The organism is Shouchella xiaoxiensis, from assembly GCF_016907895.1.
Classification (GTDB): domain Bacteria; phylum Bacillota; class Bacilli; order Bacillales; family Bacillaceae_D; genus Shouchella; species Shouchella xiaoxiensis.
In genome coordinates this window covers 63,807-86,489 of the sequence record NZ_JAFBCV010000017.1, presented here as the reverse complement: position 1 = coordinate 86,489, position 22,683 = coordinate 63,807, and the positions used below count along the sequence as shown (strand labels likewise).

Below are 22,683 nucleotides of genomic sequence, written 5' to 3'. Positions count from 1 at the left end.
GAGCATTTTTTTCCTCAAGAGATACCTCTCGTTCTCTAGGTCTCCCGGAATGGCCTTTCCTTGTATCAGTTAGTCCCATCACTCCATTCTTTTTAAAAGCTTCGCTCCATCTCTTACTTGCGGCATGAATACGTGTCATACCAATTATGTTTACATCAAACCCTGCCTCTTCAAAGATCTGTCTAGAGAACTTCCCTTTTTTCTTTTCAGCGATAAAGCAGCTTTTAAATTCATTTGTATAGGTAATTCCCTTGGAACTTACCGTTTTCACATATGGATTAATGGATAACTGATTAATTTCTTTTTCCGTGAATGTTTTTTTACTCATGATGGCTTCCCCAATTTCTACTATATTGTCTACTTGTCATTATACAAAAAAGTACCCTATAGGTAGACTTTTTTCGTGTCTACTTTATAGGGTACATTTTAGATAGGGGCTTATTCCTCTTTAAATGAATGAAACAATTATTCGTTCTTAAACCAGATTTCTTGCAGATTCGCTTTTCCGCTTGTTGAAACAAAATAAATGGTTTGATTTCCTTGAATTGCATGGTTTAAAGCGGGTGTGCCGTTCCACTGGTAGTCATTCCAGCCGGTGGTTGGTGGGAAGTGGACGCTACCAATCGTTGGCCCATTCAAGCTACCAATGCGAATATCAAAACTGCCACCAACCTCTGAAGCATAGCTGACGGCCAAGGCGTTATAGCCTGACGATAAGTTTACTTGATCGAATTTAATCCAGTTGCCTGCGTCAAAGTTTCCGACGCCACAATTCCAAGATTGCACACCGCTGCCTTCATCAAAATCACACGCACGCAGCTGCAAGTCTGGAGCCACCCCGTTTTCACTACTTGGCGTATAGCGCATCCACTCATAGCTTGCGCTTGTCGCTTCCCCGGTATAGCGTCCTGCCCATTCATCAATCCCGTACGTATTCCACAGGTTCATCATGATTTTTCCTGGATTGGAAGGAATGTTCTGTGTTCGAGTGGCAATCGCTTCACCATTGACGTACCACGTAATTGAGTGAGGTTGCCAATCAAAGGCATACGTGTTAAAGCTTTCTGAGGCATCAAACCCTAAATCATGCAGGATTTCGTTGCCACCAACCCCATTCGTATAATAGTTAAACTGAATTTTCGTTGTATCCTTGCCGAGAAATTCAATGTCAATTTCATCCCACGGGTCGCCATTGTAAGTGGGTCCAGTGTACGTGAAAAAGGAAGAAATCATCCCATCAACGTTTGAAGGTTTCATTGAAACTTCATACAGACCGTAGCCATAAAATTCATGGGTCGTATACTCTGCACATTCGTAAGAATAAGGAGCAGGGAACGCCTCATTTGGACGAATCGAAAGTTCCAGCTGGCCGCTTGGAAAATTAACGCGATTCTCGCTCCAGTGACAGCCAAAAAATGGATCACCGTTGCGCCAGCCGTTTGACATTTGCCAGTGCTGTCCATCATGCTGATTAAACTGGGTAAACAAGCCTTGTTGCAAGGAGCTGGCAGCACTTGCGGGTGCTTGAAGCAAGAAAAAAAGAAGTGCCATTAGAATAGGGATTATTAATCGTTTTTGGTTCATTGTTATCCGTCCTTCCTCATTATAGTAGCCTCGACCAGTGTACGTGAGGCATAAGCAGATTATGAATGGGAACGTTCTCGTTTGCGGTAAAACAAAGCAAGCCCGAGTGCTGGTATAGAAGCAACGAGCATCCCGATAAAGGCATAACGCGGCTCCATTTCATACAAAAAACCACCGAATATCGTAAACACGGCAGTACTCCAGCTTAGCGCGAGTGCGGAATAGAGTCCTTGTGCTTTGGGGATATGCGGTTGTGGCACGTGTTTAATTAAAAATTGCAAAAAGGCATAGTGCACGAGCGCAAACGAAAAAGCATGCAGGACTTGGGCAATGCTAAACATGATGATTGTTGGAAATGCGAAGACGAGAATCCAGCGGAGCGAAGAACCAACCGCTGCCAGCATCAGCATCGTCGCAACAGAAACTCCGGCAAACCGTTTATCAACAATGGAAAAAAAGCAAATCTCGGCAATCACGGCAATGTTAATGATCAGCCCAATTAAGTAGAGTGGTACATCCAACGTCTGAATGAAGACATAGCCATAATTGTAATAGGTTGCGTGTGATGCTTGAATAAGAATAACAATAAGCAGTGTAATGCCGAAAAAGGGAATGCGAAACAGTCGGCTTAAGCTAAGTTTCTCCTGCAGGTCTCGTTCTGGACGAGTCGATAAAACCGCTGGTGCTTTTAAAAAGGTAAGCAGCACAAACCCAGCAAGTCCCATAAGCAATGCCCAAAAAAGCAGTTCATCGCCATAACGGCTCGTAAAAAACGTAATAAAGATTCCGATCGAAATAAAGCCAATCGAGCCCCACTGGCGAGCTTTGCCGTACTGTTTTAATGCGTTATTTTGCACAAGGATACTGGCGATGCTTTCTAGTGCCGGCATGATTGCCGGGTAAAAGATATGAACAAGTACGGTAACAATAAGTAACTGCCAGAACGTTGTGGCCGGAATATAAAAGCAAAAGGCAAGCAGCGCGCCGACCCCGGCGACATGAAGAAGCGTCTTGCTGCTTACTTTCTCAGCTAGGTAAGGGAAGAGAAAAAGGGTTGAAATCCCCCTAATCAGTAAACCACAACTCATTATCAAGCTCACTTCAGCAACGGAAACCCCTTTTGTTAAAATCATCCAGCCTGACCAATACGGCAGAAAAATCCCCCATGTTAAAAAGAAACTAAAAAAGCGTTTGCTCATCCAAGCTTGTGTATACATTGTCATCCTCTCCTCTGTTTTGCATCTTAGCACCGAGTTGAGTATGGTAATAGGAGATATCTCATAGTAGGAGTGTTTAGGTGAACCATTTACAGAAAAAGAAAGAGCAATTAATGAAGCAGACAGGATTTAGGCAGCTGTTTTCCTTTCCAATAGACTCATTTGTCTCGGTCATTACACATGAGCCAGGTGAGTGGATCATTCAAGAAGGAAGGCGCCCTGAATCCTTGTTTTACATCGTTACGGGAAAAACGAAAATATATGTCACCCATCAAAATGGGAAAGTCTCTTTACTAAATATAATGGGGGAACGAGACTTTATGGGTGAGATGGAGCTTTTTCACGACCATTATCACACAAAAGGCATTCAAGCGATTAGCCGAACGACTTGTTTTGCCTTGCCGTATCGAGCTTGCCGCGAAAAGTTGTTGAACGACGCGACTTTTTTGCGCCATCTGGCTCGCTTCCTTAGTATTAAATCAACGACAATGGCAACGAAATATGCTCAGAGCTCTTTCCCGCTTGAAAACCGCCTTGCTGCTTTTATTCTCCAAACGGCGGTGGAGGGTATGTACAAGGAAGCCCATGTGGTCGTATGCGATTACTTCGGTGTCTCTTACCGCCATTTGCTTCACGTGATCAGTCAGTTTTGTGACAAAGGCTATTTGCAAAAAGTGGGCAGGCATTATGTAGTGATTGAGCGGGACGGTCTGCTACATCTAGCCGCTTTGTTAGAGAAAGACTAGAGAAGCTGTTCAGGTGAACAGCTTCTTTTGTAGCTTATTGTAAAGGTGGATCAGCAAACGTATTAGAAAGTAAACGAAAAAAAGATTAAATAGCAATCCGAGCAGATGAAAAGAGAATCCTCCACCTGTGTCATACGTACTAATAACGGCGGCTGGAAGACCGTATTGTGTTTCGTAGCCATAGGTAAAAGGAGATACAGCGGTCACGAAAATGGATACAATCAAGCTAATCAAAAGAAGCAATCGCTTTGTTTTTTGGCTCATGGATTTCCTTCTCTCTCAAAAGGTACATTAATAATAGCATAGTTTTGAATTATCCGTTATTATCGATTTAACGATGAGGGAGATGATCACTATCGCTAAAAGGATAATAATATTGCTTGCTTTGACTACTTGTTTGTTTGGATCAGCAGAAACCTCTGCCGCTGAGACACAACTCATTAAAGAAGAAGCGTTACGTATTTATTTTGAGGATCTGTTTCAAGCAGACGATCCGAGCGAATACGGGTTTACTACTGCTGATATGGACTCCATTACCTTTGCTGATCCAAGAGCGATTTATCGTTTAAACCCGCACTTTGCTTTCGGTAAAAGCAAAGAGATTTTTGTGCCAGAGGCTGATGAATGGATCGCGCTTGTTTATGAAAATAAGCAAGCAATTAACGGCATCCGTTTAAAAAGTCAGAACGACAAATCGTTAACGATATCTGGCTTTGGATACCCATTGGAGCTAGCGCCGAATTTGGCTAATTTAGCTAAAGATGAAGTACTCATTGAAGAACTTGCAATAGGTTCATATTATGCCTTTCATACAATGAAGCAGTCTATTCGCGAGCTGGGAAACGAGAATCAAGATTCTTTTTCGGTTGAAGACTTCCAAACGATGCTACTTGAACGTTATCAACAAGAGCCGACTATGAACCATCAGTCTGTCTGGCTTTACTCCTCACTTGGTCTACTTGTTGTTATTGGAACATCCTTTATTATTGGACGGAAAAGAAGTCGGCGTTGATTCTTTACAAAGAAAAAAAGAATTAGTGTTTTATTTCTGTTTATACTAGCAGTGTGGCAAAAATGCAGGCAGAGGTGACGTAAATGGAAGATAAATGGCATCACTTAAACGTGGAAGCTATTGAACAAAGGCTCAACAGCAAGATTGAGTCGGGACTTAGTCAGGCTGAAGCAAACGAACGTCTGACAGAACATGGTCGCAATGAGCTGCCGGAAAAGAAAAAGGAATCAAAAATAAAAAAATTCCTCAATCACTTCAACGATGTACTCATTTATATTCTTCTTGGTGCAGCCGTCATTACGTTTCTGTTAGGGCATTACATCGACACAAGCGTTATTTTGCTCGTGACGATTATTAATGCGTTTATCGGTTATTTTCAAGAAAACCAGGCTGAAAAAGCGCTTAACGGCATTAAGGCGTTACTCAGTTTATCAGCGAATGTGCGAAGAGACGGAGTTCGTTCAGAAGTTGAAGCGGCAGAAGTCGTCGTTGGCGATGTTGTTATTTTAAGCGCAGGTGATAAAGTGCCCGCTGATCTACGTTTAATCGATGCGCATAATTTGCGTGTGGAGGAGTCGGCATTAACGGGTGAGTCAACTGCGGTTGACAAACAAACGGCTGCGCTTGATGAAGATACGATTTTAAACGATCGTACAAATATGGCCTTTTCTGGAACCTCGGTTGCGACAGGTAGCGGTGTTGGAATCGTGACGGCAATCGGTGCCGCTACGGAGCTTGGCAAGATCAACCAGGCAATCACTGAGGTCGAGGACTTAAAAACACCGTTATTACGGCAGATTGGTGCTTTCGGGAAGACCATTGCTTTATTTGTTGTCGGAGTCGCCGTCGTCATGTACGTATTCGGCTATTTTGTTCGTGACTTCCCTGCTGGGGAATTGTTATTGTCGGTCATCGCCCTAGCAGTAGCCGCCATTCCAGAAGGGCTACCTGCTGTTCTTTCGATTATCCTTGCGGTCGGTGTGCAGCGGATGGCCAAACGCAAGGCCATTATTAGAAGCTTGCCTTCTGTTGAAACCCTTGGCTCAGTTTCCGTAATTTGTTCCGACAAAACAGGAACGCTTACAAAAAATGAAATGACTGTAACCAATCTGGAGACGACACAAAGTCAGTATGAAGTGACGGGAACAGGTTATGCCCCTAAAGGTGAGATTAACCAAACGAACAGTAAATCGGAAACGAAAGTAGATGATGTACTTAAGCAGCTCCTCACCTGTGTTCATATTTGTAACGATGCCAATCTGCGCCAAGATGAAGCGGGGCACTGGATGATTGACGGTGACCCGACCGACGGCTGTTTTTTAACACTCGTGCGTAAATCTGATTTGAATGTGCCGACGTATAAAGTGATCTCAAAAATTCCGTTTGATTCTGATTATAAGTATATGGCTGTCTTGGCAGAAATTGAGCAAGATCACTATTTGTTTGTCAAAGGCGCGCCAGACCGTGTATTTGAAATGGTGCAAAAAAATGAGGCTGCGGGCTTTGATCTAGACTATTGGCAACAGCGCATGTCACTCCGTGCCAAAGAAGGAGAGCGGGTCATCGGTGCTGCTTATAAAAAAATCGGCTCCGCAATGGACTCAATTGGACATCATGATTTAGAAGAAGGAATGGAATTTCTCGGCATTGCCGGTATCATTGACCCGCCAAGAGAAGAAGCAAAGCAGGCGGTTCACACTTGTACAGAAGCGGGCATTCAAGTGAAGATGATTACCGGAGACCATGCTGATACGGCTAAAGCCATTGGAAAACAGCTTGGCATTGGTGATGGAGAAAAAGCATTGACCGGTCGAGAGCTTGATAAAATGTCAGATGAAGAGCTGGAAGATGCGGCGGAATCAACGCATATTTTTGCCCGTACGAGTCCAGAAAACAAGCTACGCCTCGTTAAAGCCTTGCAAAAACGTGGACATATCTGTGCAATGACTGGAGACGGCGTTAATGATGCGGCTGCGCTTAAGCGTGCTGACATCGGCGTCGCAATGGGAATTAAAGGAACCGAAGTGACGAAGGACGCAGCAAAGATGGTGCTTGCTGATGATAACTTTCAAACGATTGTGCACGCCGTTGAAGAAGGACGACGTGTCTATGACAACGTGAAGAAAACCATTCTCTTTATTTTGCCGACAAACGGAGCCGGCGGGATATTAATCGTAGCGAGTATCTTTTTAGGAATGACGATGCCGCTAACGCCTGTGCAAATTCTCTGGGTCAACATGGTTGTCGCCATCACCGTCTCTCTCGGTCTTGCCTTCGAGCACTTGGAAAAAGGGGCGATGAACAGACCACCGCGTAATCCGAAAGACCGGCTCTTATCGCCTTATTATTTGTTCCGAATTTCATTTGTCTCGATTATGATTGGAATCGGGACGTTATGGATGAATTCATTTATGCAAAAACAAGGCTATAGCGGAAGTGATTTGCAAACGGTTATCTTGCAAATGTTTGTTATGGGGCAGTTATTTTACTTGTTCAACTGTCGGAGCGAACTCGGCTTTGCTTTTAATAAAGACTTCTTCCGCAATAAAGCAGTTTTTCTTGTCGCCGGGATCTTAATTGTGCTTCAGCTCGCGTTAACGTATATTCCGTTTATGAATACGGTTTTTCAAACAACGCCACTTGCCTTTTCCCAGTGGACAATTCCTGTATTAATGGGTCTATTCGTTTTTGTTGTGGTCGAAATGGAGAAAAGCATTTCGAGAAAGGTGTTAAAACGTGAAGTGAGGTAACTGAAAAAAGCTGATTCCGTTGAATCAGCTTTTTCTACTTGAGAATTGAAGAAGACGATCAACGAACATATGCCTATTTACGCAATTATTAAAAGACAGGAACTGCCTCTCATTCATGATAAACTGAACGTAACTTATGATTGAGGTGCTGTTATGTATACATATTGGTCAATGGCTTCCGTCATTGTTTTGATGATTGGCTTTATTTTACAATTTCCTGCTTGGACGATGATTGCCGTCGCGATTGCGGGCGTACTTACAAGTTTTAAAACAACGGGCTACATTAAGTGGTTTGTGCTGGGTGCGAATGGCTTGTTTCTTTTGATTGCTGCTTATTTTGCCCTGCTGTTCTTGTTTGCATCTTTATCGTAACGATTTTTTCTGTTTGATGAGTTACGGTAAATAAATGACAACATCAAACGAATGAATCCTATCGGGTAGGCAGGCAGCCGGTTATTCTTTGCTTAAGAACTTATAGACAACTTTAATCAATGACAATAACTTACCAATCAGATACGACCACACGAATGAAGCAAGCGTTAACAATAGAATATCTAGCCAGCTAATTGGACTGGTCGAAAGAAAACTAACAATTAGTAGGAAGAGAAAGACAAAAAACGTACGAACTAAAAAAACACTCGACATCAGCCAGGCTCCTTTTCTACTTTTCAAAATGGTTTGTTATCTATGTTACCATAGAATAAAGGAGTGATCTCAATGGAATATAAAACGATTTTATTGCCTGTGGCGGTCACAAAAAAACAAACAGCAAAGATTGAAACGATTTTAAATGAAACAGCAGAAGAAGGCTGGGACCTCATTTCCATGGAAGCACAAACGAGTATGGGAGGAACAGACGGAAACTTAGCCGTGTTTAAGCGAGCAACATAAAGAGCGGCTCTTTATGTTGCTCTTTTTTTTCGGCGTTTTTCGAAAAAAGGTTGAACAAAGTAGCCACCGATAAACCCACCAACGGCGAAGCCAGAAACATAGGTCCAATTCGGCTCGCCTCCTAATAGCCAACTAACAATAAACATGATAAAAGCGTGCAGAAATGCTAGCTGAAGTCCTGCTTTTAAGCGATTACTCATTTTCTCATCCTCCTATTTAATGGATATAGAAATTTATTACCCTACTGCTTAAAATCGTAATCACTAACTGTTTTTTTAGTAAGAGATTAATCACGGGAATTGCTTGACACAATCATGTACGCTTTCGTAAGCTTAGTTAACCAGAACGTTTCAATTTGATACGACACACACTTATCCCACAACGAGATCCCTATTGATGTCGTTGTGGGTTTTTTTGCCAAAAAAGGAGTGAAGCCTATGACAAAAAATAGACGTATGAACCGGATATTTGCTGAGGACGGAAAGTCAATAACGCTCGCGCTCGATGGGGGTTATTTTTCAACAAAAACGGAAGGGATTGATTCGACGATTGCCTTAATGCCGCGTTTGATTGAAAACGGGCTTGATGCGGTTCTAGTCACCCAAGGCATGGCAAAAACCTATGCTGCGAGCTTCTCGCGAATTGCGATGCTCGTGCGCGCGGATATGTCAGCAGCAATCTTTGATGCGAGCGTGCCTGCAACGATGGCTTGTTTATCGGTGGAAGAAGCTGCTCGGATCGGTGCTGACGGCATCATTTCAATGACCTTTCCCGGAGCACAGAATGAGATGGAGTCCCACGCCATTGCCTCTGCTCTTGCACGTGATGCCGAGCGTTGGAATATGCCGTACATGTGCGAAACGCTTCCATACGGCTATGCCGTCACAACGGAGGACTCGGCGAAGGCAAGCGTCATCGCAACAGCGGCGCAAATTGGCGCAGAGCTCGGAGCAGACATCATTAAAACACGCTTTAGCGGCAAGCAGGAAGACGCGCTTATTGTTGAGTTGGCAAATCGCCCTGTGCTGGCACTTGGTGGTCCAAAAACGGAAGACATGGAAGCGTACTTCTCGTTTGTAAAGCATTGTCTTGACGTCGGCGCAAGCGGTGTTGCGGTTGGACGCAATATTACGCAGAATCCGCATCCGGTAGGTGTTGTTGCGGGGTTAAATGTCTTAATTCACCTTGGCGGAAGCGTAAACGAGGCTTGTGAAGCGTACCAGGCATAGCGTGAACGTGTTGCAAATACATTGTTTTGTAAGCGGTTTATCAATCTTTGCGAAACGAGGTGAGATCGTTGGAGAAGTTTTTAATGGGAATTGATAATGGTGGGACGTTAACAAAAGCAGCCCTTTACACAATAGATGGAAAGGAAGTCGCGAGCGCCACTCGCAAGACGACGATGCTAATGCCTGAGCCGTATCACACAGAGCGGGCGATGGACGAATTGTGGGAAGCGAATTGTAGCGTCATACAAACCGTTTTGGCAAAGGCAGAGATTGATGCGAGCCAAATTGCGGCGATCTCTTTGACAGGGCACGGCAACGGCGTTTATATCACCGATCAGCATGGTGTACCGACATACAACGGAATCATTTCAACCGACAGTCGGGCCAAAGCGTACATCGAAAGCTGGTACCAAGATCCAGCGTTTGAAACGGAGGTATTGCCGAAAACGATGCAGTCAGTTTGGACGGGGCAGCCGGTAGCCCTGTTAGCGTGGTTAAAGGAAAAGAAGCGGGAAGTGTATGACGCGACCGCTTTTATTTTTATGGTGAAAGATTACGTTCGCTTTAAATTGAGCGGTGAAGCGTACTTAGAAATAACCGATGCATCGGGCACAAGTTTGTTAAACGTAAGGGACCGCTGTTACGATGCCGATCTGCTTGCTTTCTTCGGCATAGCCGAAGTGATGGAAAAGTTGCCACCACTAAAGGAATCAACCGACGTTTGCGGCTATGTGTCAAAAGAAGCAGCTGAAGCAACAGGCTTAACTGTAGGAACGCCAATTGCTGGCGGCATTTTTGATATTTCGGCTTCCGCTGTTGCCTCAGGACTTGTTGAAGAAGGGACGCTCTGTATTGTTGCAGGCACTTGGAGCATCAATGAATTCATTACAAAAAAACCAGTAGTGGATCATGCACTCTTCATGACGTCCATTTACTGTTTGCCTGATTACTGGCTAACGACAGAGGCGAGCCCGACGTCAGCGAGCAACCTCGAATGGTTTATCGACCAGTTTATGGAGCTGGAAAAACGCGAGGCAGAAGCAGGTGGTCGGTCTGTATATGAGCTTTGTAACGAGATGGTTGCGCAAACCACTCCCGAAGAAAGTGACTTGCTGTTTTTTCCGTTTTTATTTGGTTCAAATACAGTAGCCCACGCCAACGCCGGCTTTATCGGCATGAACAGCTGGCATCAGAAAAAGCATGTTGTCCGTGCCGTGTACGAAGGGATTGTGTTTAGCCATCTCGTTCATATTGAGCGATTGCTTCGCTATGGGGAAAAGCCAAAGCGCTGTCGAATCGCCGGAGGAGTCACAAAATCAGCGGTGTGGGTGCAAATGTTTGCCGACTGCCTCAAGCTACCAATTGAGATTGTCGAGGTTAACGAACATGGTACGCTCGGAACGGCGATGTGTGCTGCGGTCATGCAAGGATACTACAGCTCAATGAAGGACGCAGCCGAAGCAATGGTGCAGGTGGGTCGGACCATTGTGCCAAACCAGGAACAATCATCTATTTACGCAACGAAGTTTCAACGCTACAAGGATCGATTAAAACAAATGGAACCGATTTGGAAGGCAGGCGTTTAAAGCATGGACTTAGGAATTAAAGGCAAAACCGCGATTGTGACAGGGGGATCACGGGGCGTGGGCAAGGCAGTTGTTCTCGCTCTTGCTGAAGCAGGCGCTCATGTTGTTTTTACGTATCAAAGCAATCGTGCGAAAGCTGAAGCTTTATTGGAAGAGGTGCGTTTACGTGGGACGGAGGCAGAAGCGATTCAGCTTGATCTAAGTGATGCCGCGGCGACCGAAACGGTGATTGAGCAAGCTGTAAAGCGCTTCGGACGAGTGGATCTTTTAGTGAATAATGCTGCGGTCTGGCCAACAAGCTATGTGAAGGACATCGAGTTAAACCAATGGAACGAAACGATGCAAATCAATTTAACGAGCGTCTTCTTGTTATGCCAACGCTTTGTTAATCACTGCTTAACAGTCGGCAAGCCCGGCAAAATTCTAAACGTAACGTCGCAAGCCGCATTCCACGGATCAACAACAGGACATGCGCACTATGCGGCAAGCAAGGCCGGTTTGGTTGGTTTTTCGATTTCCCTTGCGCGGGAACATGCAAAGGACGGGATTAACGTCAACAGCCTTGCGCTCGGAATTGTCGAAACCGATATGATCAAAGACGCTTTGGCTCAAAACGAAGCGTATTACGTCAACCGCATTCCGCTAGGTCGAGTTGCCCAGCCGAAGGAGATCGCTGAGATTGCTTGTTTTCTCGTGTCCGAAAAAGCGAATTACATAACGGGAGCGACACTGGATGCAACAGGCGGAATGCTCATGCGCTAACAAAGGAGTGAAAAAATGAAACAAACATGTTTGGCAATTGCCGATTTGTTTATCCCAGCAGAGATGATGGCGGAAGGACTACAAGCCCTAGAAGAAGCAGGAATTGATGTAACGGTAAAACAATGGCACCACAACAGTTTGGAAGAGTTGCAGCAAGCGAACTTGGCGATTGAACAAGGGGGGAGTGAGGCCGTATTTCTGCCAGATAACCTACTTGAAGACATTGAACACTATGACATCATTATTACACAGTTCGCGCCGATCAATCGTCATGTCATCGAAGCCGCTACAAAAGCGACGCTAATTGGTGTGCTTCGGGGCGGAACTGAAAATGTGTATCTGAAAAAGGCACAGGAGCGGGGGATAACCGTCTTAAATACGCCTGGTCGAAATGCCCGTAGTGTTGCCGAGTTCACGGTCGGCCTCTTGTTTGCGGAAATGCGCAACATTGCTCGTTCTCACGCCGCGATGCAAGCAGGAAACTGGCGCAAAGATTTTCCGAATAGCGCTACTGTGCCCGAGTTAGAAGGAAGGACGATTGGTCTGGTTGGCTTTGGTCACGTCGGTCAGCTTGTTGGCAAGTTTCTACAAGGTTTTGATGCACGAATTGTTTTTTTCGATCCCTATTTTAACGGAGTGACTTCTTTTGAACAGGTTGACTTGAACACGCTGTTGCACGAAGCTGATGTTGTGTCTTTACACGGGAGACTTACGGAGGAAACGGCCGGAATGATTGGGGCAAGAGAACTAACGCAAATGAAACAAACGGCGATTCTCATTAATACGGCGCGCTCTGGGTTAGTGAAGGAACCAGACTTAATTCACGCGCTGCAAACGAATGAAATCGCAGGTGCGGCCATTGATACCTTTGATCAGGAACCGCTAGAAGCAGACAGCCCATTTCTAAAGCTCGATAATGTCACCGTTACAAGTCATATGGCCGGGAGCACGGCAGACGCGTTTCGCAATACGCCAAAAAAACTGGCAATACGAGTGCTGAAGTGGCTCAATCAAGCGTAAGCATTGGTCAATGGCCAATGCTTCTTTATGTGGGGATAAAATAGTTTGAGCATTTACCTTTTTTTATACTCATAAAACAAAGGAGAAAGACATTTGTCGAAATTCGCCTCTTCGCTACAGGAATTTTTATTTTAATATGGAATTAGTAAGAGTGGATATCGATAAAGGAGTGGCTAGAATGCTTACTAGAAAAAAAATTGAGGATGCTCATGAGCGTCTACAGAACAGAATTCACAGGACGCCAATGTTATCATCTCAAACGCTAAACGACAAAGTCGGTGCTTCTGTTTTTATTAAAGCAGAGCACTTGCAAAAAACCGGTTCATTTAAAATAAGAGGAGCGATGAACCGGGTACTGAAAGCTAAGGAGAGTGGCGCAAACCACGTTGTCGCTGCCTCTTCAGGTAATCATGGTCAAGCAGTAGCCTACGCAGCGCGTTCACTCGGGTTAGCGGCAACGATTGTTGTCCCGGAAACGGTCATTGCCGCAAAAGAAAAGGCAATCAAAGCTTATGGCGGCATCGTTATCCATTGCGGGACAACATCGGAAGAACGCTTGGATTATGCCCAGCAAGTAGTGAAAGAAATCACCGGAGCAACATACATCCCGCCTTATGATGACTATGAGCTGATGGCCGGGCAGGGCACGGTCGGTTTGGAAATTCTCGCACAAGTTAAGCAGGCTGAAGTCGTTGTGGTCCCAGTCGGTGGCGGCGGGCTCATGTCGGGAGTTGCCACAGCGATTAAATCGATGTATCCAGCGATTCAGGTCATTGGTGTCGAGCCAGAAGATGCCAATGATACCGAGCAATCCATTGAGGCTGGAAAGCGCCTATCGATCCCAGCAGCTCAAACAATTGCCGATGGTTTACGCGCGTCTGTTCCTGGTGAGCTGACGTTTCCCATCCTCCAGTCGAATGTAGACGAGATTGTTACGGTCTCAGACGAAGCGATTCGCGAAGCCTGTCAATTCTACTTAGCACGGATGAAGCAAGTCGTTGAACCATCAGGTGCTGTTACCCTCGCTGCACTTTTAGTTGGGAAAATTGATCACCAAGGCGGCACTGTTGTGCTCGTCGCCAGCGGTGGGAATGTTGACCTTGAGGCAATTGGGGAGCTGGTGTGAATGGTAATTAACAGCAGTGAAGGGATCCGATACCACTCTCTACTAGATTGGTAATCGATTTATTGAACGAACGGGTATCAAGCAATGGTGTATTGGGGAGAAGGTTTGAGATGGTATGTAAATGGCGTCATGCTAACCTATCTCGTATGGCTGTGTAGCATCATTCTGTTCGTTGTCTCATTCAGAAAACTCGCGGCACGCACTCGTTGCATGCGCCGATCACGCTGTTACGTCAAGTAGCGGGCTTTCTGTGGACGACGTTTGTTCTTATTGCCGGCTTATCGGAATGTGACGTTATTGCGGGGAGCGGTTTGTAATGAATCGCTCCCTTTAACCAAAGAAAGGGAGCGTCAGAATATGCCACTTAAAAAGAAACCAACGAAGAAACAGGTGAAAGCACTCTATTTATTTACGATGATTATCTTTTTTTCTGCTTTATTAGTGGCAGTGTCTTTCTTATCGTCAATGTTAATGAGCTAATGAAATTCAATATTAACCCAGGTCCGATCCCTTTTGCTACAGGGATGAGCCTCATTTGCGGGCTTTTTAGCCTGTATTGTTTTCGAAAGATTAATTAATCGGTTTGCTCTTTATCTGATAATTAGTTGACATTTTTAATGAAGGAGGTTGGCGCACATGTCACCAAAAAAGAAAGAAGATATGGAAAAATACAAAGGCGCTTCACATATTTTTTATTTGTATTTTCTATTTCTGCTTCGTTGCGGGCAGCGTTTTTCTGATTGTTAATGTCAACGGTTTAATTAAATACAGCGTTAGTCCTGGTCCAATTCCTCTTATTGTATTAGGAAGTTTGCTTGCCGGGATCATGCATACGTATCGTTACCGAAAGTTGTATAAGAAATAATGTCTACATTCTATCACTCAAATGCTTTTTTCAACACTTCTATCCGCAAGGCTTTGCTCTTTAAGACAATCTCGCTTGATTCAACCATGTCGTAACCGTGCACCGTGCCTTCCGTCTTGTTCAAGATCACGTCAATCTGCTCATTCCTTAGTGCTTCGGCATAGTGAATTCCCTCGTCGCGTAAGCAGTCAAACTCGGCTACTTCGATATAGGCACTAGGCAGATTGTGATGAGAGTCAGCGTCTATTGGTGACGCATAGTTTGCGTCGCTCGCTGTGTCTTTAAGGTAGAGTTTCCACATTTTTTTATTGAGGACTGAATTCCACATCGGCGTATCTGTATAGGTTTGCATTGAAGCTGTTTGCTGTTTTTTATCCATGACTGGATAGATTAATAGTTGAAAGGCGATTTCCATTTCCGCTCGATCGCGAGCAAGCAACGTTACACCAGCAGCAATTGCCGCCCCCGCGCTATCTCCGCCAACAGCAATTCTATCTTTCTTTATATCCAGCTCTTCTGGATGGTCAAACACCCACTTAGTTGCCGCGTATCCATCTTCTAAACCGAAAGGAAATGTGTACTTCGGCAATAATCGATAATCAACAAATACAAGTTTGCAAGGTGTTTGCAGTGCGTAATCGAAACAGAGATTAAGGTGATAAGGGGCTTCTTTTAGTGCAAACGCGCCTCCGTGGAAATACACCAAGCAGTTCTTTGTTTCAACGTCTGTTGGTTCATAAATGTGAATCGTTATTTCATCGCCGTTATAACCGCTAATCGTCTTTTTTGTCATCTTTAAATTTGCCGGAAGCGTGATGCGGTTGTTTTTTCTGGCGACTAATTTATTGAGCAGAGGAAGTAAAAAGGTAGCTTTGTTTTTTCTAAACTTTTGAAGTCGGGATGGATGGGATAAGAACGCAACGGGAACACTCCTCAATCTTTAATGGTACAATTGTAACGTAGCGAAAAAGAAAGGCAATAGCTTCGAGCCGAACTGTGACAAAACAGAGGGGATTGTACCAAATGAGTCTACATGAGTATGCGAAAGAGTGTTTAGCTGAATCATTACTCGAGCTAATGGAACAGAAATCCTTTCATTCGATTTCTATCACGGAATTAACGAAAAAAGCAGGTTTTTCGAGAATGACGTTTTATCGAAATTATGGAACGAAAGAAGCGATTTTGTTAGAGCTACTTCAAGAGAAAACGAGTCAGATCCTCGCTTTTTTTCAGACAAAACAAGAAACCCGTGTCAGTGATTTTTTAATCTTGTTTTTTAAAACATTTCGAGCTGAAAAAAGACTGATTCTGCTGCTGATTCAAGCAAACTTAACCCATTTATTGCATGAAAGCTTCCAAAGAAATGCAGAAGCGCTCATTCAGATGTATCAACAACATGGTTGGTTTAAAAATGAACAGGTTGAGACCTATAAAGTCCATTTTATTGCTGGTGGTCTCATTGAAGTATTAATCAAATGGGCTGAAAATGACATGCAAGAGACGAACGAAGGCATGGCGCAAACCGTATCTACCTATCTTTCACTATAAAAAGAGACAACTCATCTCAGCATTTCAGCTCAACTTATGATAAAATGTTTTCTTGGATACAACGACGGATAAATAGCTGAAATAAAAAGGATTGAGTAAATAGATGAGTGTATTATCAGTTAAAGACTTAAGTCATGGATTTGGTGATCGGGCGATTTTTCAAGATGTTTCATTTCGTTTGTTAAAAGGGGAGCATATTGGTCTAATTGGAGCAAACGGTGAGGGGAAATCAACGTTCATGAACATCATCACGGGCAAGCTGATGCCGGATGAAGGAAAAGTGGAATGGTCTAAAAAAGTTCGTGTAGGCTATTTGGACCAGCACACCGTGCTCGAACGTGGTATGACGATGCGCGATGTGTTAAAAGGTGCATTCCAATATTTGTACGATATTGAAAGCGATATGAACGGCATGTACGACAAGATGGGTGATGTCACGCCAGAAGAACTTGAGAAACTGCTTGAAGAAGTCGGTGTGCTTCAAGATACGTTAACGAACAATGATTTTTATATTATTGATGCAAAGGTCGAAGAGATTGCTCGGGGACTTGGATTAGATGATGTTGGACTTGAGAAAGATGTCGAAGATTTAAGCGGCGGACAACGGACAAAAGTGTTGCTTGCCAAGCTTTTGTTGGAGAAGCCAGACATTCTCTTGCTCGATGAGCCGACAAACTACTTAGATGAACAGCATATTGAATGGTTGCGCCGTTATTTGCAAGAGTATGAGAATGCCTTCATCTTAATCTCCCACGACATTCCGTTTTTAAATAGCGTAATTAACTTGATTTATCATATGGAAAACCAAGCACTGAACCGCTATGTCGGCGACTACGACCATTTCCTTGAAGTGCATGAAATGAAAAAGCAGCAGCTTGAAGCAGCTTACAAGCGCCAGCAACAGGAAATGTCGCAGCTGAAAGACTTTGTCGCACGTAACAAAGCGCGCGTATCGACGCGTAATATGGCGATGTCCCGCCAGAAGAAGCTTGATAAAATGGACGTGATTGAGTTAGCAAAAGATAAGCCAAAGCCTCAATTTAACTTCAAAGAAGCACGCTCAACAAGCAAGCTCATTTTTGAAACAAAAGAGCTCGTAATCGGTTATGATGAGCCGTTATCGCGCCCGCTTGATTTGCGGATGGAGCGGGGGCAGAAGATTGCCCTTGTTGGTGCAAACGGAATCGGGAAAACAACCTTGCTGAAAAGCTTGCTTGGGATGATTCAGCCGATTGCTGGAACCGTTGAGCGTGGCGATTACCAAGAAATTGGCTACTTTGAACAAGAAGCAAAAGCCTCCTCGAACACGTGTATTGAAGAAATTTGGCAGGAGTTTCCTTCGCTTGGACAAGGAGAGGTCCGTTCAATTTTGGCCCGATGTGGGTTAACAACAAAGCATATCGAAAGCAAAATGATCGTCTTAAGCGGGGGCGAAAAAGCAAAAGTTCGCCTCTGTAAGCTGATTAATCGTGAATCGAATTTTCTCGTACTGGATGAGCCAACAAACCATTTAGATGTTGATGCCAAAGCGGAATTGAAACGCGCACTACAAGCGTACAAAGGCAGCGTCCTGCTCATTTCCCATGAACCGGAATTTTATCAGGATATTGTGACCGCTACATGGAATTGTGAAAACTGGACAACGAAGCATGTGTAATCAGAGAGCGTAAATAAACATTAAAAAAAGAGAAATGATCTTTGGAGTAGATCATTTCTCTTTTCGTGTCTCATCGTAACTAGCGTAAGGAGAACCCGAGACTCCTGTGGAAGAGAACGTGTCTGAAGACATCGAAGTGATGATTTTTCCACTTCGAGGGCTGAAGCCGTTCCCACGGAAAGCGAGGGATTCTCCTGTAGCGGAATTAGTGCAAAGTTTGTGTTTTAAAGCAATATTTAAGGTTTTTCTCTAACTATTTTACTATCGACTTCTATTTCAGGAAAGCGCTGTTGCAACTCATGTAAAAATGAATGCTTATTTTTAGGAGATATTTTGACACTACCTGAAAAGGTAGTTTTATTAAACACTTCAAGTGCATCTCTTGAAGAAAGAATTCGATGTCCACTAAAAATGTTTGATGTAGCAGAAATCTTTGTAATTTTATTTATTGGTATAGTGCTTTTAAATGGTCCCCCTTTTACAATAAGATGAGAATCACTAATTGTATATGTAATGGTAAAGGGAATCCAAAGAATGAAAAGCCCACAGAAAATAAAAGACGCAAGCAGCACAATGATGGCTCCTAGTGGGGGATTCCCTATTATAGTAGGCAGAATGGTAGGGACGCTTAAGAGCAACAAACCGCTACTTAACAAACTAACAAAAAATAAATCAACTTTTGAACGAAAAACCATGTAATCAAACCTCTCAATCTAATGTACTGCTTTTCTTATTATAGCAAACAAGTTGTACTTTTAAGCTTTAGTTAAGGTAGATGTCTAATTATTAACATAAGGTAGAAGTGACAAGGAGGCCATTTGAATATAATAGCTAGTAACCGAGGGCGTTGATAACGATGTTTTAAATGATCCCACTTCCATGTCAATTTGCGTTTTATCTTTGGCTTCAAAGTTAAATTAACACACGCCCTTAGCAGTAAAGGGCGTGTGTCAGATAGGTTTTTTTAATCGCGTTCTTGTTTTAAGATGTCACCGTTTTCGGCGTTTAGATCAATTTCATATTCGACATCATCAATGATGAGGTCCAGTTCGTATACAGCTAAGCCATCGTCATGATCTAGTTCACTATCAAGAACACGGATATTGGCACCGAATTGTTCTTCGAGCAAGGCAATTAGTTCATCGAAGGAAAGCAAGTTGGCTTGCTCCGGTGTGCTTTTTCCACTTGCTTTTACTAGGTCATCATCCATCTCTACAATGTCGCCTGTTTCAGCGTCGATCTTGATGTCCACGTCATCATCAAGAAAGAACTCTGTTTCATAAACAAGCTTGCCGTTTTTAAGTTCAAGCTCAGTTTTCTCAATTTCTGTTAAACCCGTTGTTTCTTTAGCGATTTTCTCAACCTCTTCTTTTGAAAGGGCAGGATTGGCCTGTGTTTCAGCTAAAAGCAGATCCCCGTCAATTTCAATAATGTCACCTGAATCTACAGCAATTTCAAATTCATACGTTTCTTTATCTGTGCGGACATCGATCTCATAAAGCGCAACGCCGTCATCTTCGTCTTGTTTCGCTTTAATCATCTTTCCACTAACATAGTCTTCAGCTTGTTTTACGGCTTGTTCAAGTGAAGGCGATGAGACGTTCGTTGATTCAGCTACATGTACAATTGAGTCATTGTTCGATGTTGAGTTTTTTTCTTCAGCGTTTGCCACCGTCCACGTTGTCCCACCGATTAAAATAGCTGCTGCACCTGTGATCATTCCAATTCGTTTGTTCATTTTGTATTCCCTCCATCATTTTTAAGATACTCTTATCATATCCAGCCAAGATGAAGGAAAGCTGAAAGAAAAATGAGAGTTTGATGAGAAATAGCCTCATTAATCCCAGATAACTGAAATGACTTCGCCTGAATAGGCATCAATGATGACGAGCGCATCGTCATCGCGTCCTGTATCTTCAATTTCCACCTCGTAAACGAGGCGGTCGTTCCGCGTTTCTTGCTCAATGTCTTCAAGCGTTCCCGGCACGGTTTCCAAGGCGATCTCCCCAGCTCGGTCGGGTGAAAGGATGACGGCTTCTTGTTCGAGCGTATTGCTTATAATTTGACCACTGTAGGCATCCATTTCGGCTGTTCCAGTCCGACCATTGACGGTGAAAGTCAGGAGGTAGCGTTCATCGATAAGTTCGGTTGTTAAAAAATTAACAGGATCATCGTAGCTATCATTCAACAAAGACTGTGCCTGTTCTTCGTCAATCGGCTCATTTTGTTGCTCTAATAGCGTCAGTGACTGCACAGCACCTGATGTCCCACTTAAAACCATTTCATACAAGCCAGCCCCTCGGCGAAACGTTAGTTCATACGTTTCTGCTTGGCTGTTGTAAGAGAGGGTTTCAATTTCATCTGGATGGTAGCGTTCGAGCGTCAGCGTTTGAATGTCTTCTTCACTGACAATTTCAGGTCTGAACAATTGGTAGAATAGAAGAGCACCAATGACAATACTGGCGAAAAGGGCAGTTAGCAACAAGTAGCTAATTCGTTTCATCCGTCTCCTCCTTTTTTGCGGTTGGCAAAGTCACGATAAAAGAAGATCCGACACCTTCTGTGCTCGAAAGTGAAAGGGAGCCGTTATGCTCCGCAATGATTTTTTGAGCAATGGCTAAGCCTAAACCGCTGCCGCCAGTATCGCGCGAACGGGCTTTATCAACTCGGTAGAATCGTTTAAAGATGTCTTCTTGATCCGCTGCTTTAATCCCGATTCCTTGATCAATAACGGCAATCGAGCAGTTGTCTGACCCAGATGAACGCAGCTCAAGCGTGAGCGATTTATCCGAGTATTTGATTCCGTTATCCAGTAGGATAAACAGAAGCTGTTTTAACAACGGTTCTGATCCAGTCACGTAAAGCGGTCCGTTGCTGTCTTTTACATAAATGGTACGACCAGATGCAACGCTCATTCTTTCCGCAGTTTCCGAAACTAGGCGATTTAACCGAATCAATTGTTTTTCGTGTGTAGGTGTTTCACCGTTCGCTAGCAGGAGCATTTGTTCTGTTAATCCTTTCATTCGCTGTGATTCCGATAGAATCGCTTCAACTGCTTCATCAATCATTGCTTGATCGTCTTTGCCCCAACGCTTAAGCATATTCGTATAGCTTTCAATAACGGTCAGCGGTGTTTTTAGTTCATGTGAGGCATCAGAGACAAACTGTTGCTGCTGCTCGGCGTTTTGCTGGAGCAACTCAATCATATGGTTAAATGAACGGCTCAAATCAGCAAGCTCATCTTTTTGCGTTGGAAGATGATCGACTTTTTTCAACGTACCTCGGATACGAATGTCGTTCATCGTTGCTGCGAGCGAGCGAATCGGACGAACGATGAACCGACCGAGAGCTTGACTGGCCAAAAATGTCGGAACGAGCACGACAAGTGAAGCAATGGTTAAGATCATCCCAAGAAGCGGTACGGATTCATCGTAATGTTCTAGCTGCTCGGTTAGCTGAAGGGAGACAATTTGACCATCGTTCCAAATAAGCGGTACTGACGCAGTCGCATAGCTCTCTTCATCAACGGTCTCGAGCGCAGCCACTTCACCAGCATTGAATCCCGTTGGCAAATCGAGCAGCTCTTGATTTCGTGTCACCGTTAACAAGATGGTTCCTTGCTCATCTATGAGACGAAGCATACCAGAGCCAGGGGCGTAGGCATTTAAATACTGTTCCCGCGCTTCGGGACTCATGCTGGTCTGATCAAGGCTCGATGCCACCGTAATGGCTTGTGTAGCGACGCGATCCAATTCGCCTTCTGTTAAATTTGCTTTGAAAAACGTATAGACAGAAACGTTCACAAGTAAGATGAGCACAGCAACAAGTCCAGTTGAGAACAAGGTAATTCGCCACGAGAGCGTCATTTGTCAGGCTCCTTTAACATGTAACCGGCGCCGCGCACGGTTTGGATGAATGAGTATCCAAATGGTTTCTCCAGCTTATTACGCAAATAGCGGATATACACATCAACAATATTTGTTTCACCGTAAAAATCATAGCCCCATACGTGTTCAAGCAGCTGCTCTCGTGACAGCACTTGGTTTGGATGTTCAAGTAAACAGCAGAGCAATGTATATTCCCTATTCGTGAGCGAAACCGGATTTTCATCAATGCGAACATCATGAGAAGCGGTATCGACAGAAAGGGGCCCAACTTCTAATCGAACAGCTGGTTTTGCCGGATTAGCCGCAGCTGTTTGTCTGAGGCAGGCGCGAATTCGAGCAAGCAGTTCTTCAATTTCAAACGGTTTCGTCATATAATCGTTTGCGCCAAGATCAAGACCCGTTACTTTGTCAACGGTCGCATCTCTTGCGGTGAGCATAATAACTGGTGTAAAATCGTCACGGCTGCGGACACGGCGAAGTAGTTCAATCCCGCTTAGGCCTGGGAGCATGACATCAAGTAAAAGTAGATCAAATGTATTTTCTTGCAAAGCTTCCCACGCCTCAAGCCCGTTTTTAAAAATGGTAACGGTATATCCTTCATGGGTTAACTCTAGTTCAAGGACACGGGCAATTCGTGGTTCATCTTCAACGACGAGTAAATGGCTTTTTGTCTTCATTTGGAAATCCTCACATTCGACTTATGTTCTTGATCGTAGCGTACACAAAAAAAGCGGGAGTGACAAGTAGATTGACAATGGAAGCAATCTTCATTATAGTTATTAAGGACTCTCTATATCTGTAAT

The 22,683-nt window shown here is 44.0% G+C and carries 24 protein-coding genes and 2 pseudogenes; 13 read left to right on the top strand and 13 right to left on the bottom strand.

What is annotated here, in order from left to right:
* The 4 genes and pseudogenes from JOC54_RS20085 to JOC54_RS20075 all read right to left on the bottom strand — a co-directional run.
* Positions 1-368: pseudogene (locus tag JOC54_RS20085) on the bottom strand (HTH domain-containing protein); the annotation flags it as partial.
* 97 nt (positions 369-465) lie between these two features.
* Positions 466-867 carry a carbohydrate-binding protein gene (locus JOC54_RS23535; protein ID WP_437183593.1) on the bottom strand — a complete coding sequence of 134 codons (402 nt, stop codon included), beginning with the start codon at positions 865-867 and terminating at the stop codon, positions 466-468.
* Positions 850-1,584, bottom strand: a pseudogene (gene bglS, locus JOC54_RS20080) (beta-glucanase); the annotation flags it as partial. The pseudogene bglS and the gene JOC54_RS23535, both read right to left, overlap by 18 nt.
* Positions 1,585-1,643: 59 nt before the next feature.
* Positions 1,644-2,801, bottom strand: coding sequence for an MFS transporter (locus tag JOC54_RS20075; protein ID WP_204468712.1), 1,158 nt, complete (start codon positions 2,799-2,801; stop codon positions 1,644-1,646).
* 80 nt (positions 2,802-2,881) lie between these two features.
* Here JOC54_RS20075 and yeiL point away from each other — a divergent pair, with 80 nt between their 5' ends.
* Positions 2,882-3,547 carry a transcriptional regulator YeiL gene (yeiL, locus tag JOC54_RS20070; RefSeq protein WP_367617840.1) on the top strand — a complete coding sequence of 222 codons (666 nt, stop codon included), beginning with the start codon at positions 2,882-2,884 and terminating at the stop codon, positions 3,545-3,547.
* 9 nt (positions 3,548-3,556) lie between these two features.
* Here the strand turns inward: yeiL and JOC54_RS20065 are convergent, their stop codons facing one another.
* Positions 3,557-3,811 carry a hypothetical protein gene (locus JOC54_RS20065; RefSeq protein ID WP_204468710.1) on the bottom strand — a complete coding sequence of 85 codons (255 nt, stop codon included), beginning with the start codon at positions 3,809-3,811 and terminating at the stop codon, positions 3,557-3,559.
* Between the two features lie 112 nt (positions 3,812-3,923).
* Between JOC54_RS20065 and JOC54_RS20060 the strand changes: the two genes are divergently transcribed.
* The 3 genes from JOC54_RS20060 to JOC54_RS20050 all read left to right on the top strand — a co-directional run bounded on the left by JOC54_RS20060 (position 3,924) and on the right by JOC54_RS20050 (position 7,681).
* Positions 3,924-4,559, top strand: a complete 636-nt coding sequence (locus tag JOC54_RS20060; RefSeq protein ID WP_204468708.1) for a hypothetical protein — start codon at positions 3,924-3,926, stop codon at positions 4,557-4,559.
* Between the two features lie 83 nt (positions 4,560-4,642).
* Positions 4,643-7,309, top strand: a complete 2,667-nt coding sequence (locus tag JOC54_RS20055; RefSeq protein WP_204468705.1) for a cation-transporting P-type ATPase — start codon at positions 4,643-4,645, stop codon at positions 7,307-7,309.
* A gap of 153 nt (positions 7,310-7,462) precedes the next feature.
* Positions 7,463-7,681 (top strand): hypothetical protein, encoded by a 219-nt coding sequence (locus tag JOC54_RS20050; protein WP_035422360.1) that lies wholly within the window; start codon positions 7,463-7,465, stop codon positions 7,679-7,681.
* A gap of 81 nt (positions 7,682-7,762) precedes the next feature.
* On the opposite strand, the gene JOC54_RS20045 is transcribed toward JOC54_RS20050, so the two are convergent.
* Positions 7,763-7,954, bottom strand: a complete 192-nt coding sequence (locus JOC54_RS20045) for a hypothetical protein (RefSeq protein WP_204468703.1) — start codon at positions 7,952-7,954, stop codon at positions 7,763-7,765.
* 72 nt (positions 7,955-8,026) lie between these two features.
* Here JOC54_RS20045 and JOC54_RS20040 point away from each other — a divergent pair, with 72 nt between their 5' ends.
* Positions 8,027-8,200 carry a DUF4177 domain-containing protein gene (locus JOC54_RS20040; protein ID WP_204468701.1) on the top strand — a complete coding sequence of 58 codons (174 nt, stop codon included), beginning with the start codon at positions 8,027-8,029 and terminating at the stop codon, positions 8,198-8,200.
* A gap of 11 nt (positions 8,201-8,211) precedes the next feature.
* Here JOC54_RS20040 and JOC54_RS20035 read toward each other — a convergent pair whose 3' ends face one another.
* Positions 8,212-8,400 carry a hypothetical protein gene (locus JOC54_RS20035; protein WP_054792996.1) on the bottom strand — a complete coding sequence of 63 codons (189 nt, stop codon included), beginning with the start codon at positions 8,398-8,400 and terminating at the stop codon, positions 8,212-8,214.
* Between the two features lie 237 nt (positions 8,401-8,637).
* Between JOC54_RS20035 and JOC54_RS20030 the strand changes: the two genes are divergently transcribed.
* The 6 genes from JOC54_RS20030 (at position 8,638) to JOC54_RS23280 (ending at position 14,403) form a co-directional block, all read left to right on the top strand.
* Positions 8,638-9,429 carry a class I fructose-bisphosphate aldolase gene (locus tag JOC54_RS20030; protein ID WP_204468691.1) on the top strand — a complete coding sequence of 264 codons (792 nt, stop codon included), beginning with the start codon at positions 8,638-8,640 and terminating at the stop codon, positions 9,427-9,429.
* A 68-nt stretch (positions 9,430-9,497) separates the two neighbouring features.
* Entirely contained in the window at positions 9,498-11,015 is a 1,518-nt protein-coding gene (locus JOC54_RS20025) for an FGGY-family carbohydrate kinase (RefSeq protein ID WP_204468689.1), read from the top strand.
* 3 nt (positions 11,016-11,018) lie between these two features.
* Entirely contained in the window at positions 11,019-11,777 is a 759-nt protein-coding gene (locus JOC54_RS20020; protein WP_204468686.1) for an SDR family NAD(P)-dependent oxidoreductase, read from the top strand.
* Between the two features lie 15 nt (positions 11,778-11,792).
* Positions 11,793-12,797 (top strand): 2-hydroxyacid dehydrogenase, encoded by a 1,005-nt coding sequence (locus tag JOC54_RS20015; protein WP_204468684.1) that lies wholly within the window; start codon positions 11,793-11,795, stop codon positions 12,795-12,797.
* A gap of 178 nt (positions 12,798-12,975) precedes the next feature.
* Positions 12,976-13,923, top strand: a complete 948-nt coding sequence (locus tag JOC54_RS20010) for a threonine ammonia-lyase (RefSeq protein WP_204468682.1) — start codon at positions 12,976-12,978, stop codon at positions 13,921-13,923.
* Positions 13,924-14,280: 357 nt separating this feature from the next.
* Complete coding sequence (locus JOC54_RS23280; protein ID WP_275582734.1) at positions 14,281-14,403, top strand: hypothetical protein; 123 nt, start codon at positions 14,281-14,283, stop codon at positions 14,401-14,403.
* 398 nt (positions 14,404-14,801) lie between these two features.
* Here JOC54_RS23280 and JOC54_RS20005 read toward each other — a convergent pair whose 3' ends face one another.
* A complete protein-coding gene (locus JOC54_RS20005; protein ID WP_204468680.1) occupies positions 14,802-15,581 on the bottom strand; it encodes an alpha/beta hydrolase in 780 nt (259 codons plus the stop codon).
* A gap of 230 nt (positions 15,582-15,811) precedes the next feature.
* Between JOC54_RS20005 and JOC54_RS20000 the strand changes: the two genes are divergently transcribed.
* Both JOC54_RS20000 and JOC54_RS19995 read left to right on the top strand, forming a co-directional pair.
* Positions 15,812-16,336: a TetR/AcrR family transcriptional regulator gene (locus JOC54_RS20000; protein WP_204468677.1), complete on the top strand. Its 525-nt coding sequence runs from the start codon at positions 15,812-15,814 to the stop codon at positions 16,334-16,336.
* Positions 16,337-16,439: 103 nt separating this feature from the next.
* Complete coding sequence (locus JOC54_RS19995; protein WP_204468675.1) at positions 16,440-17,993, top strand: ABC-F family ATP-binding cassette domain-containing protein; 1,554 nt, start codon at positions 16,440-16,442, stop codon at positions 17,991-17,993.
* 236 nt (positions 17,994-18,229) lie between these two features.
* Here JOC54_RS19995 and JOC54_RS19990 read toward each other — a convergent pair whose 3' ends face one another.
* The 5 genes from JOC54_RS19990 to JOC54_RS19970 all read right to left on the bottom strand — a co-directional run bounded on the left by JOC54_RS19990 (position 18,230) and on the right by JOC54_RS19970 (position 22,557).
* Positions 18,230-18,688, bottom strand: coding sequence for a PH domain-containing protein (locus JOC54_RS19990; protein WP_204468673.1), 459 nt, complete (start codon positions 18,686-18,688; stop codon positions 18,230-18,232).
* A gap of 269 nt (positions 18,689-18,957) precedes the next feature.
* Positions 18,958-19,731 (bottom strand): PepSY domain-containing protein, encoded by a 774-nt coding sequence (locus tag JOC54_RS19985; RefSeq protein WP_204468671.1) that lies wholly within the window; start codon positions 19,729-19,731, stop codon positions 18,958-18,960.
* Between the two features lie 99 nt (positions 19,732-19,830).
* Positions 19,831-20,496, bottom strand: coding sequence for a PepSY domain-containing protein (locus JOC54_RS19980; protein ID WP_204468669.1), 666 nt, complete (start codon positions 20,494-20,496; stop codon positions 19,831-19,833).
* The gene (locus JOC54_RS19975; protein ID WP_204468667.1) at positions 20,483-21,859 is read right to left on the bottom strand and encodes a sensor histidine kinase; all 1,377 of its coding nucleotides are present in this window, start codon (positions 21,857-21,859) and stop codon (positions 20,483-20,485) included. The genes JOC54_RS19980 and JOC54_RS19975 overlap by 14 nt, the downstream gene beginning before the upstream one ends.
* A complete protein-coding gene (locus tag JOC54_RS19970; protein ID WP_204468664.1) occupies positions 21,856-22,557 on the bottom strand; it encodes a response regulator transcription factor in 702 nt (233 codons plus the stop codon). The genes JOC54_RS19975 and JOC54_RS19970 overlap by 4 nt, the downstream gene beginning before the upstream one ends.
* Positions 22,558-22,683: the final 126 nt, after the last annotated feature.